The 17,772-nt window shown below is 63.0% G+C and carries 14 protein-coding genes; 7 read left to right on the top strand and 7 right to left on the bottom strand.

The annotated features are described in order from the left end of the window. Positions 1–144 precede the first annotated feature (144 nt). From Q8O96_RS19430 to Q8O96_RS19420, 3 genes are all read right to left on the bottom strand, one after another. A complete protein-coding gene (locus Q8O96_RS19430; RefSeq protein WP_115581391.1) occupies positions 145–1,428 on the bottom strand; it encodes an OprD family porin in 1,284 nt (427 codons plus the stop codon). A gap of 240 nt (positions 1,429–1,668) precedes the next feature. Continuing rightward, entirely contained in the window at positions 1,669–2,058 is a 390-nt protein-coding gene (locus Q8O96_RS19425; protein WP_305949255.1) for a nuclear transport factor 2 family protein, read from the bottom strand. A 27-nt stretch (positions 2,059–2,085) separates the two neighbouring features. After that, complete coding sequence (locus Q8O96_RS19420; protein ID WP_305949254.1) at positions 2,086–2,781, bottom strand: DsbA family protein; 696 nt, start codon at positions 2,779–2,781, stop codon at positions 2,086–2,088. 263 nt (positions 2,782–3,044) lie between these two features. Here Q8O96_RS19420 and Q8O96_RS19415 point away from each other — a divergent pair, with 263 nt between their 5' ends. Beyond that, on the top strand, positions 3,045–5,144 hold the full coding sequence (locus tag Q8O96_RS19415; protein ID WP_305949253.1) for a TonB-dependent siderophore receptor: 2,100 nt from the start codon (positions 3,045–3,047) through the stop codon (positions 5,142–5,144). A 59-nt stretch (positions 5,145–5,203) separates the two neighbouring features. Here the strand turns inward: Q8O96_RS19415 and Q8O96_RS19410 are convergent, their stop codons facing one another. The 4 genes from Q8O96_RS19410 to Q8O96_RS19395 all read right to left on the bottom strand — a co-directional run bounded on the left by Q8O96_RS19410 (position 5,204) and on the right by Q8O96_RS19395 (position 10,830). Then, entirely contained in the window at positions 5,204–5,404 is a 201-nt protein-coding gene (locus Q8O96_RS19410; RefSeq protein WP_102862685.1) for a hypothetical protein, read from the bottom strand. 247 nt (positions 5,405–5,651) lie between these two features. Next, the gene (gene aguA, locus Q8O96_RS19405; RefSeq protein WP_102862684.1) at positions 5,652–6,758 is read right to left on the bottom strand and encodes an agmatine deiminase; all 1,107 of its coding nucleotides are present in this window, start codon (positions 6,756–6,758) and stop codon (positions 5,652–5,654) included. A gap of 5 nt (positions 6,759–6,763) precedes the next feature. After that, positions 6,764–7,642, bottom strand: coding sequence for an N-carbamoylputrescine amidase (aguB, locus tag Q8O96_RS19400; RefSeq protein ID WP_305949252.1), 879 nt, complete (start codon positions 7,640–7,642; stop codon positions 6,764–6,766). 269 nt (positions 7,643–7,911) lie between these two features. Continuing rightward, the gene (locus tag Q8O96_RS19395) at positions 7,912–10,830 is read right to left on the bottom strand and encodes an aminotransferase (RefSeq protein WP_115581388.1); all 2,919 of its coding nucleotides are present in this window, start codon (positions 10,828–10,830) and stop codon (positions 7,912–7,914) included. A 241-nt stretch (positions 10,831–11,071) separates the two neighbouring features. Here Q8O96_RS19395 and rfbB point away from each other — a divergent pair, with 241 nt between their 5' ends. The 6 genes from rfbB (at position 11,072) to Q8O96_RS19365 (ending at position 17,770) form a co-directional block, all read left to right on the top strand. Next, positions 11,072–12,154: a dTDP-glucose 4,6-dehydratase gene (rfbB, locus tag Q8O96_RS19390; RefSeq protein ID WP_305949251.1), complete on the top strand. Its 1,083-nt coding sequence runs from the start codon at positions 11,072–11,074 to the stop codon at positions 12,152–12,154. Next, positions 12,151–13,026: a glucose-1-phosphate thymidylyltransferase RfbA gene (gene rfbA, locus Q8O96_RS19385; RefSeq protein ID WP_207166913.1), complete on the top strand. Its 876-nt coding sequence runs from the start codon at positions 12,151–12,153 to the stop codon at positions 13,024–13,026. The genes rfbB and rfbA overlap by 4 nt, the downstream gene beginning before the upstream one ends. Further along, positions 13,023–13,568 carry a dTDP-4-dehydrorhamnose 3,5-epimerase gene (gene rfbC / locus Q8O96_RS19380; RefSeq protein WP_102862679.1) on the top strand — a complete coding sequence of 182 codons (546 nt, stop codon included), beginning with the start codon at positions 13,023–13,025 and terminating at the stop codon, positions 13,566–13,568. Before rfbA ends, rfbC begins: the two co-directional genes overlap by 4 nt. Continuing rightward, positions 13,565–14,446: a dTDP-4-dehydrorhamnose reductase gene (rfbD, locus tag Q8O96_RS19375; RefSeq protein WP_102862678.1), complete on the top strand. Its 882-nt coding sequence runs from the start codon at positions 13,565–13,567 to the stop codon at positions 14,444–14,446. The genes rfbC and rfbD overlap by 4 nt, the downstream gene beginning before the upstream one ends. Positions 14,447–14,480: 34 nt before the next feature. Beyond that, on the top strand, positions 14,481–16,289 hold the full coding sequence (locus tag Q8O96_RS19370; protein WP_305949250.1) for an ATP-binding protein: 1,809 nt from the start codon (positions 14,481–14,483) through the stop codon (positions 16,287–16,289). A 74-nt stretch (positions 16,290–16,363) separates the two neighbouring features. After that, positions 16,364–17,770, top strand: coding sequence for a sigma-54 dependent transcriptional regulator (locus tag Q8O96_RS19365; protein ID WP_115581385.1), 1,407 nt, complete (start codon positions 16,364–16,366; stop codon positions 17,768–17,770). The last annotated feature ends 2 nt before the right edge of the window (positions 17,771–17,772 follow it).

Here is a 17,772-nt window from a genome sequence, read left to right as displayed (position 1 = left end):
AGTTCACCGCACATTCGTCCCGACCACGCCCCTCCCCCACTCTGGCGGCGTCCGTCCGCTCAGATCGCAGGCACAAAAAAGCCCCGAACCAGTCGGGGCTTTTTCCATTGCGCCACCTGAAGTCAGGTGGTGATCAAGCGCTCATCAGAACACGTTGATCGGGTAGTCGACGAACACGCGCAGTTCGTTGCCACCTTTGTTGTACTCATACGACTTCTGCGACACACGCAGAACCGAGCTGCGCACTTTGATGCTCAGGTCCTTGGCCGGGCCGCTCTGCACCACGTACTTGAGCTGGTTGAAGATTTCCCGCTCGCTGCCACCCGTGCTGTTGACGGTGGTGATGTTGTCGCCACGCACGTAGGCCACGTTGTAGGTCAGGCCCGGTACGCCGAAGGCGCCGAAGTCCAGACCGTAGCCCAGTTGCCAGCTGCGTTCGTCTTCCGCGTTGAAGTCGGACCAGTAGGAGTTGGCCAGGTAGATGGTGTTGCCGCCATCACCCACATAGCCGGACTTCTGATAACCGCCATAGGCGTAGCCCAGGTGGCTGTCGCCGGTGCTGCGCTGATGGGCGACGGTGAACGAGTGCGGGCCAGTGGCGAAGGTCGCCGCCAGGCTCCAGATCTTGTTGTCCTGACCGCCGGCGTTGAGGCCCTTGGCGAAGGATTTGTCCAGCTTGGTGCGGTAACCGTTGAAGTCCAGGGTCAGGGACTGATCGGTGGCCAGTGGGAACACGTAGTTCAGGTTCACGTATTGTTTCTTCAGCACGTCTTCGACGTCGGAAGCGTACAGCGCGCCCTTGAACTGTTCGGTGAACTGGTAGCTACCGCCCAATACGTTGATCGACTTCAGACCGCCACTGTCACGGCCTTCGGCGCTCTTGCGCGATTCGGCGGTGAAGTGACCGGCGTTCAGCTCCAGGCCCTTGATCTCCTTGGAGGTGATCAGGGTGCCGGTGTAGCTTTCCGGCAGCAGACGCGAGCTGTCGTAGTTGAGTACCGGCAGGGCCGGCATCTGGTCACCGTAGGTCAGCACAGTGTTGGACAGGCGGAACTTGACCGCCGCACCGAACTTGCTCAGGTCATCGGCGGCGTTGCCGCTGTCGCCTTGCTTGAAGAAGTCGATACCACCAGCGCCGCTGCGGCCCTTGCCGCCGTCCAGGCGCAGTGCGTACAGGCCGAAGGCATCAACGCCCACGCCCACGGTGCCTTGGGTGAAACCGGAAGAAAAGGTGCCGATGGCAGCCTGGCCCCACTCGGCCTTGTCCTTGTTACGATCTTTGTAGTCACGGTTGATGTAGGCGTTGCGCAGCAGCACTTTCAGGCTGCTGTCTTCGACAAAACCCTTGGCATCGGCCTGGCCGTCGGCCATGGCCTGTGTAGCGCTCAGAATCCCCAGTGCAATCAAGCAGATCCGCTGTTTCGACATTTTATTTTCCTTATTACGGTTTGATGACGCGCTGTGAGCTCTTTCGGCTATGGCGTTTGAACGCTCTTCTACCGTCGAAACAAAAAAGCCCGACCGCGGGTGATCGCGGCGGGCCTTTTATTATTCTTAAATATGGCTCTTGGCCACAGGCGTTGGGGGCGAATCCTATCTGCGCCCTGAACAACGTGTCAATTTCGTGAATCGTCTTTGAATAGCTGAAAATATTCTAAGAACTGCGGGCTAGAGCATTGCCAGCTGCACGCTATGGCTGTCGACGAATTGTTCGAAGTGGGTGACTTTGCCGTTTTTGAGGGTCCACAAATGAGCCACTCGCACATCGATCGGCTTGCCCGAGGCCTTGTAGATGCCTTGGTAGTTGCCATAGGCGAACACCTTGTCGCCCTGGGCCACATAGTCTTCCACCTTGAAGGTGAAGTTCTGCCATTCCGAGCCCAGGCGCTTGAAAACATGCTCCAGCACCGCCTCGAAACCGACGTAAGTGCCGGCATAGGGAAAGCCCGCCGCTTCGGTCCAACGCGCATCCGGGGCCAGGGCCGCAGCGGTGTTGTGCGCATTTTCCTGGGAGTTGGCACCTTCATAGGTGCTTTTGATCAACGCTAGGTTATCCATGGGTGACTCCACGCAGGTCAGGTGAGATCAAAGCGCACAACCGTCCAGGCCACAGGCCTGGAGCGCGCCATCTTGAGGGGCATTAGTGGCGCTTAGGGAAGCCTTCAACCACTGCGCGAAGGCCTCGGGCTTGCCCAGCCAGGGGCTGATGTCGAGCAATTGATAGCGACCGTCCCGCTCCAGCGCCAGGGTTGGGAAACCCTGGCCGCCAACTTTGGCCAGCAGCGCCCGGCTGCTCTTTATATGCTCGTCCAGCTCAAGGGCCACCGCCTGATCGTAGGCGACGGCGAACGGTTGTGGAGCAAACCCCAAGGTCTGCGCCAGTTCCAGCAGGACGTCGCGATCAGCAATCCGCCGGCCCTCCAGGTAATGAGCCGTCTGCAGGCGCCCCAGCAATTCCAGTCCACGACCGCCCTGGGCCTCGGCGGCCAATACAGCAGCGATCGGCGGTGCCGAGTCGAACACCGCCGAGTGGTCACGCAGCAAGCCCTCGAAATAGGCCTCGCCAAAAGGTTGCCCTGTGTACTCGGCGATGCGTCGGTCATGGGGCATGACGTAATCACGCAACTGCGGTGACACCGGCTGGCGGTTGCGACCGATCATCATGCCACCGGCATGGGCCACCACCGGCACCACTGCCTGGGCAGCCTGGATCAGTGGCTTGGCGCCATAGCACCAACCGCACAGCGGGTCATAAATGTAGTGAAGGGTGGCCGAGGACATAAGGGACTCCAACAGGATCTTGAGTATTCGATGGCCCGCAGACTATGCCCCGCACGCCAGGGGAAAAACCTCGAAATGGCTTTTAGTCTGTTGCTGTATCCGGTCGAATCAGTCTGTTTAGCCTGTGTATGCGGGCAGATACGACGCCGACACAATTAGAAACAATAGAGCGAAGGAACTTTTAGCGAATAATTAACATAAGTAAATAGCAAGCATTATCATTCGCACCCCCTTGACTCACCTTCCTTTCGGATGCGCTTCAGATGCCTGCCCATTTCCGCCTTACGCCCCTGTCACTGGGACTCTGCACCCTGCTGACCGCCGGTTTTGCCTGTGCTGCCAGCACCACCCTGCCAACGACCTCCATCAGCGCCGAAGCCGAGGCCGACCCCGACGATCCCCGGGTCAAGGAAGTCAGCACCGCGACCCGCACCGCCACCGCTGCGCGCTATGTGCCCCAGGCCATCGACACGATCAAGACCGCCAACGTCCTGGACTACGGCCACAACGATCTGGGCAGCGCCCTGAGCGGCATTCCCAACGTCAGCAGCGGCTCCGACACCCGCTTCGACAGCCTGCGGATTCGGGGTTTCGATGCCAGCAACGACTTCTACCTGGACGGCATCCGCGACGACAGCCAGTACGTGCGCGACCTGCACAACATCGAGCGCATCGAAGTGCTCAAGGGCCCGGCGGCCGTGCTCTACGGCCGTGGCAGCCAGGGTGGCATCGTCAACCGAGTGAGCAAGCTGCCGGAGTTCGGCCGCCGCTCCAGCGTCGAAGTCCAGGGCGGTAGCCAGGACCTGCGCAGCCTGTACGCCGACCTCAGTGCCGATCCGACAGAGAACCTCAGCCTGCGCCTGAACCTGGGCAATCAGGACCAGAACAGTTTCCGCGACGGCGTCAGTGGCAATCGCCAGCTGTTCGCACCGTCCATGAGCTGGCAACTCACCCCGGAGCTGAACTGGCTGGTGCAGTACGAATACAGCCGCTACAACCGCACCCCGGACCGCGGCATCACCAGCCTCAACGGACGCCCGGCGAACGTCAGCCGGGAAACCACCTACGGCGACCACCGCGACTACATCGACGACAAATCCCAGTCCTTGCGCTCCAGGCTGACCTACGAGCTCAACGACAGCTGGCAACTGCGCCACACCCTGGCCGTGTTCAAGCTCGACAGTGACTTCGACAACACCTACCAGACCGGCTACAACGCCAACACCGGCAAAGTGCAGCGCCAGCGCTGGCAGCAGGATCTGAAGACGCGCAACATCTACAACAACACTGAGCTGGAAGGCCGCTTCGACACCTTTGGCCTGGAACACCGCCTGCTCACCGGCATCGAGATCGGCAGCCAGCGCCGCGACCCGATCCTCTACAACGCCGCCACCACAGGCCCCGGCAGCCAGGCGGTTCCCGCCGTGGATCTGTACAACCCCAATCCCTACCAGAGCCACACCGGCCGCATGCAGGTCTCCAGCAACAACCACACCGAGGTCGAAAGCCGAGCGCTCTACGTGCAGGACCAACTGCGCCTGAACGAGCAATGGCAATTGCTCGCCGGCCTGCGCTACGACAACTTCGATGTCGAGACCACCAACCGCCGCACCGGGGTTTCCGATAGCCGCAACAGCCACAGTGTCAGCCCGCGTCTAGGGGCAGTCTGGACGCCACTGGAGCACCACTCGTTCTATGCCTCGTGGAGCAAATCGTTCTCACCGGTGGGTGGCGGCCTGATCGGTATCACCCCGAACGCCGCCGGTAACGGCAACGACCTGAGCCCGGAGCTGACCCGGCAGAAGGAAGTCGGGGTCAAGAGCGATTGGCTGGACGAGCGCCTGAGTACCACCCTGGCCGTGTACGAACTGGAGCTCTACAACCGTCGCACCACCGATCCGCTGGATCGCAACATCATCCTGATGACCGGCCTGCAACGCTCCCGGGGTATCGAGTTGACTGCCAACGGCAAGCTCGTCGGCAACTGGTACTTGCGCGGCGGCATCGGCCTGCAGGACGCGGTGGTGGTCAAGGACAACAACGGTTTCGAAGACAAGCGCGTGAACAACGTGGCCAAGCGCAATGGCAGTCTGTTCATCACCTGGAAACCGGAACTGGGCTGGTACGCCGAGACCGGCCTGACCCTGGTGGGCGACCGCTACGCCGATGGCGCCAACACCGTGGTGCTGCCGGGCTACGGCCGTTGGGACGCCCTGGCCGGCTACCGGCACAAGGACTGGGACGTGCGCGCGGCGCTGAACAACATCACTGACCGCGAGTACTACAGCTCCGCCACCAGTGCCTTCCAGATCCAGCCGGGGGAGCCCCGTAGCCTGGTGGTCACTGGCAACTACCGCTTCTAAACGACCGGCCAAAAAAAAGCGCTGCCATCCCGGCAGCGCTTTTTACAATCCGTCGTTTTCTATCCTTTCACCACATCCCACAGTGCCTGCAGTTCCGCCTCGCTGAGCAATCCAGCGGGGTAACGCTCAACGATGATCCGGCGCGGATCAGGTTCCCTGATCTGACGCGTTCCATTGGACTTCAACCATTGCGCCAGAACCTGCAGCGACTCGTTATTCATTGCCAAGGGATGGGGTGCCCGCTCGCTGACCATATTCATTCCAGCGCTCTCTCCTGGTATCTGAGCGGCCTAACTTATCCAAGGTTTATGACAGAACAACAAAAGTTCCACCTGTCTCAGAATCACCACGAAGCAGATACAAGAGCTATGCCAAAGTGCCAGGTGGCTCGACGTACGGCCATGAAAAAGCCCGCAACCCAACTGGGCTGCGGGCTTGCTGAAAAGCACCCGGTGCGGAATCGGTCCGACGCCGTCAAACAGGCAACACCATCTGTTACAACGGCACTCAAATTCGCTGCGGCGCGGGCTGCTGTTGGGTAAGGCAATGGATATTGCCGCCACCCAGTAACAGTTCGCGCCCCGGCACCATCACCACTTCATGCTCGGGAAACAATTCCTGGAGGATGGCCTTGGCCGGGGCGTCCATCGGGTCGTCAAAACTCGGCGCAATGATCCCGCCGTTGACGATCAGGAAGTTCACGTAGGAACCCGCCAGGCGCACGGAGGGATTACGCTCCTGGCTGCCTTGCACGGCATCGACACCGGCGCATTCCTCTTCGGTGGCATACAAGGGACCGGGAATCGGCATCTTGTGCACCTTGAAAGTGCGGCCCTTGGCGTCGCGGGTGTTTTCCAGCACCTGCATGGCCGCTCGGCAGCGGGGGTAGTTCGGGTCCTGGGGATCGTCGGTCCAGGCCAGCAGCACTTCGCCCGGGCGCACGTAGCAGCAGAAGTTATCCACATGGCCGTCGGTTTCGTCGTTGTACAGGCCATCCGGCAGCCAGACGATCTGCTCCACCGCCAGGTGCTCGCGCAACACCGCCTCGATCTGCTCACGGGACAGATGCGGGTTGCGGTTGTGATTGAGCAAGCATTCCTCGGTGGTGATCAGAGTGCCTTCGCCGTCGACGTGAATCGAACCGCCCTCGAGCACGAAGCCTTCGGTGCGGTACTCCTGGCAACGCTCGATCTCCAGCACCTTGCTGGCCACCTGCTCGTCACGGTTCCACGGCGCATAGAGGCCGCCTTCGAAGCCGCCCCAGGCGTTGAAGCCCCAGTGCACACCACGCACTTCGCCGCTGTGGTTGATGACGAAGGTCGGACCGGTGTCGCGGACCCAGGCGTCGTCGCTGGACATCTCCACCACGCGGATGTTGGGTACGTCCAGCCGCGCCCGGGCGTTTTCATACTGGCCCGCGGAGACGGCCACGGTCACCGGTTCGAAGCGGGCAATGGCCTTGGCCACCGCCGCGTGGGCGGCCTGGGCCGGCTTGCCGCCCAGGCGCCAGTTGTCCGGACGCTCGGGCCAGATCATCCAGGTCTGGGTCTGGGTCGCCCATTCGGCCGGCATGTAGAAACCGTCGGCGCGCGGCGTGCTGTGCAAAGTGCTCATAGTGTTCAGGACTCCAGGGAACCGTCGAGGGTTTTCAGCGCGCCATAGAGGTTCGGACGACGGTCACGGAAACTGCCCCAGGCGCTGCGGATGTGCTCGAGCTCGTCGAGGTCGAAGCTGTGCACAAGGATACCTTCTTCGGTTTGGTTGAGCTCCTGAACCTTCTCGCCGAACTGATTGGCGATAAAGGACGAACCGTAGAAGGTGATGTCGTAACCGTCCTGCTCTTCGTTGCCGATGCGGTTGCTGGCGATCAACGGCATCAGGTTGGCCCCGGCATGCCCCTGTTGCACTCGCTGCCAGTGGTCGCGGGAGGAAATGCTCTGATCATGGGGCTCGCTGCCGATGGCGGTCGGGTAGAAGAGGATTTCCGCGCCTTGCAACGCCATGCTGCGGGCGCACTCGGGGAACCACTGGTCCCAGCAGATGCCCACGCCGATCTTCGCGTAGCGGGTGTTCCACACCTTGAAGCCGGTATCGCCCGGGTTGAAGTAGTACTTCTCGTGGTAGCCGGGGCCGTCCGGGATATGGCTTTTCCGATAAATCCCCAGGTTGCTGCCATCGGCATCGATGATCGCGATGCTGTTGAATCGCGCACGCCCCGCCAGCTCGTAGAAGCTGATGGGCAGCACCACTTGCAACTCCCGGGCAACTTTCTGGAAGTACGCGATGGCGACGTTGCTATCGACCGTGGTGGCCAGTTGCAGATAGTCCGGGTTGGGCTTCTGGCAAAAATACGGGGCCTCGAACAATTCCTGGATCAGGATGATCTGCGCACCTTTGGCGGCGGCTTCACGGACCAGTTTTTCGGCGGTTTCCAGGTTGGCCTCAAGGTCCCAGGAACAAGCCATCTGGGTAGCGGCGACGGTAACGATTCGGCTCATGGAACAACTCCCGGGCAATGGACGCGGTCGATGACAACGGATAGGAAAAGGACGGGGCACGACAAGGTCGCGCCTGACGACGGCCACTTTATATCCGATAAATATCGACTTTAAAAGCCACAGAATTCTTAACCGTGCAAAATATCTGACAAAATACCGATAACAATCGAATAGGCATAAACACATTCGCCGGCAAGCCAGCCCCCACAGAAAGGTGTAGGAGCCGGCTTGCCGGCGAATGGAGATGAACGCAAGCGAACGACGAGCCCTTACAGATCTTCGCCCAGCACCTTGTCCAGCATGTCGACGAAGAAATCCACGCTCTGCCGGCTGGTGACCATCGGCGGCTTGATCTTGAGGATGTTCAAGTGATCGCCGGTGGGCTGCATGAAGATCCCCAGTTCCCGCAGGCGATCGCACAGCAGGGTGGTCTCCTCGGTGGCCGGTTCCAGGGTCTGGTGATTGCGGATCAGTTCCAGCCCCAGGTAGAAACCGGAGCCATGCACCGCACCCACCAGGGGATGCAGGTCCTTGAGCGCCTCCAGGCGTTGCCTGAAATGTTCACCCACCACCCGGGCGTTCTCCCAGAGGCCCTCCTCCTGCATCACATCCAGCACGGCGATGCCGATGCGGCAACTGACCGGGCTGCCACCGGATGAAGAGAAGAAATAGCCCTCGGCCTCCAGCGCCTCGGCAATCTCGCGACGGGTGATCACCGCCCCAAGGGGCTGACCGTTGCCCATGCCCTTGGCCATGGTGATGATGTCCGGCACCACGCCCTGCTCTTCAAAGCCCCAGAAGAACTTGCCCATGCGGCCATAGCCCACCTGGACCTCATCGGCGATGCACACGCCACCCCGGGCCCGAACCCGTTCGTAGACTGCCTGCAGATAACCCGGCGGCAGCGAGATGCCCCCGGCATTGCCGTATACGGGCTCACAGATGAACCCGGCCAACTGACGATGCTGCGCCTCAAGCTTGTGCAACTGCTGGTCGACGCTGCGCAGGTACTGCGGTGTGCTGTCCTGGCCGCGGAACTCGCCGCGATAGGTGTTGGGCGCCGTCACCGGGTGCACCCAGTCGGGACGGCTGGTGAGGGCCTGGGGATTGTCGGCGATGGAGGTCGACACCGCGTCGGCCGCCACCGACCAGCCGTGATAGGCCTCCAGCACGCTGAGCATGTCGCGCCCGCCGCTGTAGGCCCAGGCCAGGCGGATCGCCAGGTCATTGGCCTCGGTGCCGCTGTTGACCAGGAACACCCGATCCATGGAGTCAGGCGCCAGGGCCAGCAGGCGCTCGGAGAACTCGGCGATCGCCGCATAGTGAAAACGCGAGTTGGTATTGAGCAGCGACCATTGGCGCGCCGCCTCGGCGGCCATGCGTGGGTGACCGTGGCCGAGCACCGCGACGTTGTTGAGCATGTCCAGGTAGGAACGCCCCTGCATGTCGATCAGGTGATTGCGCCAGCCACGCTCGATCCGCGGCGGGTCGACGTAGTAGTGCTTTTGCGAGCGGGCAAAGCTGGCATCGCGTCGCTCCAGCAGGGTCTGTGGGTCCAGCTCCGGCTCGGCATCACAGGCCAGCCCCAGCAACGCGGCCGGAGAGGGGCACAAGGCCTGCCAGGCTGGCGCGCGGGAAGGGGTACAGAACAGCGGCGGATCCAGCTCGGCCGCTCGACACAACTGCACCTTGAGCCGACCGTCGGCTACCACGGCCCCCAGTACCTGCCCCTTGACCAGGGCCGCCCCCGGGTGCAACGACGGCTCGACGCCCCACAAGCGCACGCTCAACGCCGGGCCATCCAGACGCAGCAGGCCGTTCTCGGCACGGTGCAGCACACCGGCGAACGGTGCTTCTACCGGCGTGCCTGCCGGCACTTGCAACTGCACATGCAACGGGCAGGTTTGCGGCTCCAGGGCGCTGTCGGGGCAGGTCCGCGACAAGCGGTACTGGCCATAGCGACTGGCGGCCAGGCCATGGGCAACAGCGGCTTCGGCCAACAGACGATCATCAATCCCCGGCTGCTCCCAATTGCCGGCTTCGAAGTGCGGGCTGAGCACTCCCAGGTCGATCAGGGCGAACTCGCGCCCTACCAGGCTCGGCAGCAGCGGGACGAAGCCGTCACTGCCAATGGCCGGCAGCGACTCCCCGACAGCGCTGAGAATGGCCGCTTCCATGAACTCGAAAGACACGGAGCTGGCGACCCGGAAAATCTCCCACTCGTGGTGCAAATTGGCGCGGCTGTAGGCGTTGCCCGGATCGATGCTGACCTGCTGCTCGCCACTGAGCACCAGCACCGCGGCGCGGGCCACGATCAATGGCCAGAGCGCCAGCAGCTCGGCCCGTTGCAGCGGGTTGACCTGGTGATAGGCCTGGATCGCCGGCAGGATGCGCAGCGGATCGCCCTCGGCGTGATGCAGCAGTGCGGCGCACGTCACCGACAGATCGGTGATGCGCCAGGTACGGATCAGGTCGCCGAAATCGATCACCCCCTGCAACTGCCAACGGCGCGCGGCATCCCGCTGCCAGACCACGTTGTCGTCGGTGATGTCCATGTGGATCGCCTGCACCGGCAATTGCTCCTGCAAGAGCTGCAGCCGCCGTTCGGCGCGCTGCGCGGTGTCAGCGATCAAGGCCCGTTGCTGCGGGTCCTGGATGACTGGCAACAAATGCCCGATCAGCGCCTGGGCATGCCGAGCATCCCATTGCAGGGTGCGTTCGAGCCCCGGATGCTGGAAACCTTCCAAAGCCAGGTCCATCTGCCCGCAGAGCCGGCCCAGGCCCGCCACCAGTTCGTTCCCCAGGTGCGGCAGGTGGGTCAGGGAGCGACCCTCTATATAGTCGAGCAACCGCACGTGCAGCGCTTGCCCGGCAATCTCCAGGGACAGCAGGTCCGCACCGTTTTTGGCCGGAATCACCCTGGGCACTCGCAGATCGGGGTATTGCTGCAGGTGCTTGAGGCCCGCGTGCTGCGCTTGCAACTCCAGGGCCGAGTAGTCGCCACGGCAGATCTTCAGGACAAAGCGGCCCTGGGGACTGTCGAGGCGATAGTTGAGGTCCTGCTGGCTGCCCAGAGACTGCAAGGTGCCTTGCAGACCGTAATGGGTTTCCAGCAGCTCCAGCGCTTGCTGTGCAGTGACCTGTGGGCTGGGCAGACTGGCGCGGTGGATCAAGGTGGCGAGCAACATGCAACGATCCCTGGAATTGTTATAAGCCGCTTATATCGCCATTGCCCAAGGCGTTACGCAAGCCCAAAGAACGGGAAACAGACAGGCACCGCCCCCGCCTCAACCCTGCACTTTGCGAAATTTCCGACCGTTCGCGGTGAAATCGACTGATGGCGCCTCTTGCACCTCAGGCGTCATGTCGACAAGCTATGCTGCATTTTTTGCAGTAAATGATCGTTTTCAAGGACACAGGCCCTCCAACATGCGCATTCTCGTCACCGGCGGAGCCGGATTCATCGGCTCGGCTCTGGTCCGCCATCTGATCCAGCACACAGAACACGAAGTGCTGAACCTCGACAAACTGACCTACGCAGGCAACCTGGAATCGCTGCACAGCATCGCCAGCAACAGCCGCTACGAATTCGTCAAGGCTGATATCGTCGACCAGGCCACCGTCAGTGCGGTGCTCGCACGCTTCCAGCCCCACGCGATCATGCACCTGGCAGCCGAGTCCCATGTCGACCGCTCCATCGACGGGCCATCCGACTTCATCCAGACCAATATTGTCGGCACCTACAGCCTGCTGGAGGCAACCCGCGCTTACTGGCAGAAACTGCCCGAAGCGGAAAAGGCCGCTTTGCGCTTCCACCATATTTCCACCGACGAGGTCTATGGCGACCTGCATGGCGTCGACGACCTGTTCACTGAAACCACGCCCTACGCCCCCAGTTCGCCCTACTCCGCCAGCAAGGCTGCGTCTGACCATCTGGTCCGCGCCTGGCAGCGTACCTATGGCCTGCCGGTGCTGATCACCAACTGCTCCAACAACTATGGCCCGTTCCACTTTCCCGAGAAGTTGATTCCTCTGGTGATTCTCAACGCCCTCGCAGGCAAGCCGCTGCCGGTCTATGGCAATGGCCAGCAAGTGCGCGACTGGCTGTACGTCGAGGATCACGCTCGCGCGCTGTACAAGGTGGTGACCGAGGGTGTGGTCGGCGAGACTTACAACATCGGCGGCCATAACGAGCAGAAGAACATCGACGTGGTACGCGGCATCTGCAGCCTGCTGGAAGAGCTGGCCCCGCAAAAACCCCAGGGCGTTGCCCACTACGCCGACCTGATCACCTTCGTCCAGGACCGCCCGGGCCACGACCTGCGCTACGCCATCGATGCCGGCAAGATCGAGCGGGAACTGGGCTGGGTGCCAGAAGAAACCTTCACCAGCGGACTGCGCAAGACTGTGCAGTGGTACCTGGAAAACCTCGAGTGGTGCCGCCGAGTACAGGACGGCAGCTACCAGGGCGAACGCCTGGGTTCCACCGACATCAAGGATCTGATTGCATGATTAAAGGCATTGTTCTGGCGGGCGGCTCCGGTACCCGTCTGCACCCCATCACCCTCGGTGTCTCCAAGCAACTGCTGCCGATCTACGACAAGCCGATGATCTATTACCCGATCTCGGTACTGATGCTGGCCGGCATCCAGGACATCCTGATCATCTCCACCCCCCAGGACTTGCCGCAGTACCGCAACCTGCTGGGTGATGGCAGCCAGTTCGGCGTGCGCTTGAGCTACGCCGAACAACCTTCACCGGATGGCCTGGCCCAGGCGTTCCTGATCGGCGAAGAGTTCATCGGCAATGACCCGGTGTGCCTGATCCTGGGCGACAACATCTTCCACGGACAGTACTTCGGCGAACAGCTGTGCGCTGCCGCCAAGCGCAATTCCGGCGCTACGGTGTTCGGTTACTGGGTCAAGGACCCGGAGCGCTTCGGGGTCATCGACTTCGACAGCGAAGGCCGCGCCCTGTCCATCGAAGAGAAACCCAAGAAACCGAAATCCAGCTACGCGGTCACCGGCCTGTACTTCTATGACAACGACGTGGTGCAGATCGCCAAGGCAGTCAAGCCGTCGCCCCGTGGCGAACTGGAGATCACCGACGTCAACAACGCCTACCTCAAGCGTGGCGATCTGCATGTGGAGCGCTTTGGCCGGGGCTTTGCCTGGCTCGACACCGGCACCCACGATAGCCTGCTGGAGGCCTCGCAGTACGTGCAGACCATCGAGCACCGTCAGGGTTTGAAGGTCGCCTGTCTGGAGGAAATCGCCTACCAGAACCAATGGATCAGCCGTGAGCATCTGCTGGAGCGCGCCGCCTACTTTGGCAAGACCGGCTATGGCCAGTACCTCTTCACCCTGGCCGGGGAGACGCAATGAAGGTCATCCCCACCGACCTGCCCGGCGTGCTGATCATCGAGCCCAAGGTGTTCGGCGACGAGCGTGGTTTTTTCTACGAGAGCTTCAATGCCAAGGCTTTCGCCGACGCCACCGGCCTGAACCAGCCGTTTGTCCAGGACAACCATTCACGCTCGGCCAGGAACGTCCTGCGCGGCTTGCACTACCAGATCGAACATAGCCAAGGGAAACTCGTGCGGGTCATTGCCGGTGAGGTGCTGGATGTGGCCGTGGACATTCGCCGTGGTTCGCCCAACTTTGGCCGCTGGGCCAGCGTCCGCCTGTCCGCCGAGAACAATCGTCAACTGTGGATACCCGAAGGTTTTGCCCATGGTTTCGTAGTGCTCAGCGACTTCGCCGAGTTCCTCTATAAAACCACCGATTACTACACGCCATCCGCTGAGCGCTGCATTCGCTGGGACGACCCGACCCTGGCAATCGATTGGCAGTTGCAGGAGCCGCCAACGCTCTCCGCCAAGGACCAGAATGGCAAAAGTCTGAAAGAAGCCGATCTGTTCCCATGAGCACTCCCCTGAAAATCCTCATCAGCGGCCAGCACGGCCAGGTTTCCCGCGAGCTGCAGCAGCGGCTCGGCGACCTGGGCGAACTGGTGGTCCTTGGTCGCGACCAACTGGACCTGAGCCACCCGGAACAGATTCGCCAGCAGGTCCGCGCCATTGCTCCGCATCTGATCATCAACGCCGCCGCCCACACCGCCGTCGATCAGGCCGAAAGCGAGCCGGAGCTGGCCTTTGCGATCAACGCCACGGCCCCCGGGATCTTCGCCGAGGAAGCCCGGGCACTGGGTGTGCCACTGATTCACTACTCCACCGACTACGTGTTCGATGGCCGCAAGGACACGCCCTACGTAGAGGAAGACGAGCCCAATCCGTTGGGGGTCTACGGCCAGAGCAAGCTGGCGGGCGAACGGGCCATCAACCTGGTACAGGGCCAGCACCTGATCCTGCGCACCAGCTGGGTCTATTCCAGCCATGGCAAGAACTTCCTACTGACCATGCAGCGCCTGCTGCAGGAACGACCCGAGCTGCGGGTGGTGGCCGACCAGATCGGCGCGCCCACCTGGGCTGGCACTATCGCCAACAGCACGCGCGCCCTGATCGAACGCTGGCAGTCCGGGAATCAAGGCGCCTGGGGCACCTACCACCTCACCGCCCACGGCGAGACCTCCTGGTTCGGTTTCGCCCAGGCCATCGGCGAACAGTTGCTGGCCCTGGACAAGCCTTGCGCGGTGCTCGAAGCCATCCCCTCCAGTGCTTACCCGACCCCGGCTCCCCGGCCGCTGAACTCACGCCTGGACTGCAGCCGCCTGGCTCGCGAATGGGGCGTGACCCAGCCGGACTGGCGCAGCGCACTGCGCGAGTGTCTTGCCGAGCAGGGCTAGGCATAATGCGCCTGTATCCACAGGCGCCCTTTCCATGACCGCACCTCTTCCCCGTCGTCCCCGCTGGCGCAGCCTGGCCCTGCTGGCCCTGTGCCTGGCGCCGTTGCTGTGGCCGCTGGAGCACTTGGCCGAGCGCTACTATCGCAACGAGCTGACCAGCCAGAATCGCCAGACCCTCGACCTCTACGTGGCCAACCTGCTGGGCACCCTACACCGCTACGAAGTGCTGCCGCAGATCCTCGGCGACCTGCCGGCGCTGCGGGCGGTGCTGGGGGCCCCGGACGACGGCGTGACCCAGGGCAACGCCAACCGCCTGCTGAAAAACATCAGCGCCCAGAGCGGCGCCGAAGTCATGTACCTGATGGACACCAACGGCAAGACCCTGGCGGCCTCCAACTGGGACAAGCACGACAGTTTCGTCGGGCGCAATTTCGCCTTCCGCCCCTATTTCAGCGAAGCCATGGCCGGACGCCTGGGACGGTTCTTCGGCCTGGGCACCACCTCGGCCAAGCGTGGCTACTTCTTCGCCGCTGCAGTGCGCGACGGCGAACGGATGCTGGGCGTGCTGGTGGTCAAGGTGGACTTGGACCATACCGAAAGCCTGTGGGGCAAGACCCCGGAACAATTGCTGCTGACCGACCACAATGGTGTGGTGATCCTCACCTCGCGCCCTGAATGGCGCTTTCGTGCGACCCGGCCACTGAGCGACGAGGAACGCCAGGCCATCGTCGCCATCCAGCCCTACCCAACCCGGGATCCGCGCCCACTGAACCTCAATCCCGATGCCTGGCTGACCCAGACCCAGCAGATCGAGGAAACCCGCTGGAGCGTCAGCATCCTCGCCCCGCGCACCCTGATCGATCGCCCGGTGCGCACCGTGGTGGCGGTCGGCGCCGCTGCGCTGCTGGTGCTGATGCTGCTGCTCGGCCTGATGATGCAGCGCCGCCGCCACTACCTGGAGCGGATCGCCTTCGAAGCCAAGGCCCGGCGTGAGCTGGAAAGGCGCGTAGCCGAACGCACCAGCGATCTGGAGAGCCTCAACCGGCGCTTGAAACAGGAAGTGCTGGAACGCGAAACCGCCCAACAGGAACTGGTGCGCGCCCAGGACAATCTGGTCCAGGCCGGCAAGCTCTCGGCCCTGGGCACCATGTCGGCGAGCATCAGTCACGAACTCAACCAGCCCCTGGCCGCCATCCGCAGCTACGCGGAAAACGCCGAAGTGCTGCTGGACCACCAACGCACCGATGACGCCCGGGGCAACCTCAAGCTGATCAGCGAACTGACCGGGCGCATGGCCTCGATCATCGCTCACCTGCGGGCCTTCGCCCGGCGCGATCACCACGCCCCGGAAAGCGTCGCCCTGCAACCGGCCCTGGACGATGCCCTGGCCCTGCTGGCCAAGCGTCGCCGGGCCATGGAAGTGGAACTGATCCGCGACCTGCCAGCCGCTACCCTGTGGGTCGAGGCCGGGGAAACCCGTCTGCGCCAGGTCCTCGGCAACCTGCTGGCCAACGCCCTCGACGCCCTGACCGAAAAGGGCCCGCCGCGCAAACTCTGGCTGAGTGCCGAGTCCACCGCTACAGGCGTCAATCTGTACATCCGCGACAACGGCCCGGGCTTCTGCATGGAGGCGCTGGGCCGCGCTGGCGAGCCGTTCTACACCACCAAGACACGGACCCAGGGCCTGGGCCTGGGCCTGGCGATCTGCGACACCCTGATGCGCGCCTTCGGCGGTGAGCTGTCGTTCGCCAACCACCGTGAAGGCGGCGCCCTGATCACCCTGCGCCTGCGTGCCGGGGCCCCCGGCGTCAGCCTGCAGCCCTCCGAGGACCGCGGGGTATGACGCGCAGCGGCAATCACCTAGCAACCACGCCCGGCCCGGCGTTGCCGGCCACGACACGACCTGGAAATTGAGCGATGACCCGTCCCGACAGCCTCGACCCTCAGTTGCAAGTGGTGTTGATCGACGACGATCCGCACCTGCGCCAGGCCCTGAGCCAGACCCTGGACCTGGCCGGGCTCAAGGTGCTGTCCCTGGCCCAGGCCCAGGGCCTGGCGCCGCGCCTGGAGCGGGACTGGCCGGGCGTGGTGGTCAGCGACATCCGCATGCCCGGCATGGATGGACTGGAACTGCTCAACCAGCTGCACGCCCAGGATCCGGAACTGCCGGTGCTGCTGATCACCGGTCACGGCGATGTGCCCCTGGCGGTGCAGGCGATGCGCGCCGGTGCCTATGACTTTCTGGAGAAGCCCTTCGCCAGCGATGCCCTGCTCGATAGTGTGCGCCGCGCCCTGGACTGGCGGCGCCTGGTGCTGGACAACCGCAGCCTGCGCCTGGCCCTCAGCGACCGCCAGGAACTGAGCGCGCGGCTGGTGGGCCAGTCAGCGCCGATGCTGCGCCTGCGCCAGCAGATCGGCGCCCTGGCGGCGACCCGCGCCGATGTGCTGATCCTGGGTGAAACCGGCGCCGGCAAAGAAGTGGTAGCCCGCGCCCTGCATGACCTCTCGGGGCGGCGCAACGGGCCATTTGTGGCCATCAATGCGGGCGCTCTGGCCGAGTCGGTGGTGGAAAGCGAACTGTTCGGCCACGAACCGGGGGCCTTCACCGGCGCGCAGAAACGCCGCATCGGCAAGTTCGAATTCGCCAACGGCGGCACCCTGTTCCTCGACGAAATCGAAAGCATGAGCCTGGATGTCCAGGTCAAGCTGCTGCGCCTGCTGCAGGAGCGGGTGGTGGAACGCCTGGGGGGCAACCAGCTGATCCCCCTGGACATCCGCATCATCGCCGCGACCAAGGAAGACCTGCGCCAGGCCGCGGACCAGGGCCGCTTCCGCGCCGACCTCTACTACCGCCTGAACGTGGCCCCGTTGCGCATTCCACCGCTACGCGAGCGAGGCGAGGACATACTGATGCTGTTCCAGCACTTTGCCGACGAGGCCAGTACCCGCCACGGCCTGCCCCCCCAGGAACTGCAACCCGGGCATCGTGCCCTGCTGTTGCGGCATCGCTGGCCGGGCAACGTGCGGGAACTGCAGAACGCTGCTGAGCGCTTCGCGCTGGGTCTGGAACTGGCCCTGGACAACAGCGAGCCGGAGCAGGCTGCCATCGCCTCCCCGACGTTGATTGCCGGCGGTCTGAGCGAACAGGTGGAACACTTCGAAAAGAGCTTGATCGCCGCCGAACTGACGCAACCCCACAGTTCGATGCGCAGCCTTGCCGAAGCCCTGGGCATTCCGCGCAAGACCCTGCACGACAAGCTGCGCAAACACGGCCTGAGCTTCGCCGACAGCGGTGCCAGCCAGCCCGGCGATGAGTCCGAATGAAC

The sequence above is a fragment of the Pseudomonas sp. LPH60 genome (assembly GCF_030718165.1).
GTDB classification, from domain to species: domain Bacteria; phylum Pseudomonadota; class Gammaproteobacteria; order Pseudomonadales; family Pseudomonadaceae; genus Aquipseudomonas; species Aquipseudomonas danubii.
The sequence above is the reverse complement of the archived record's forward strand: the minus strand, read 5'-3'. Positions and strand labels throughout refer to the sequence as shown.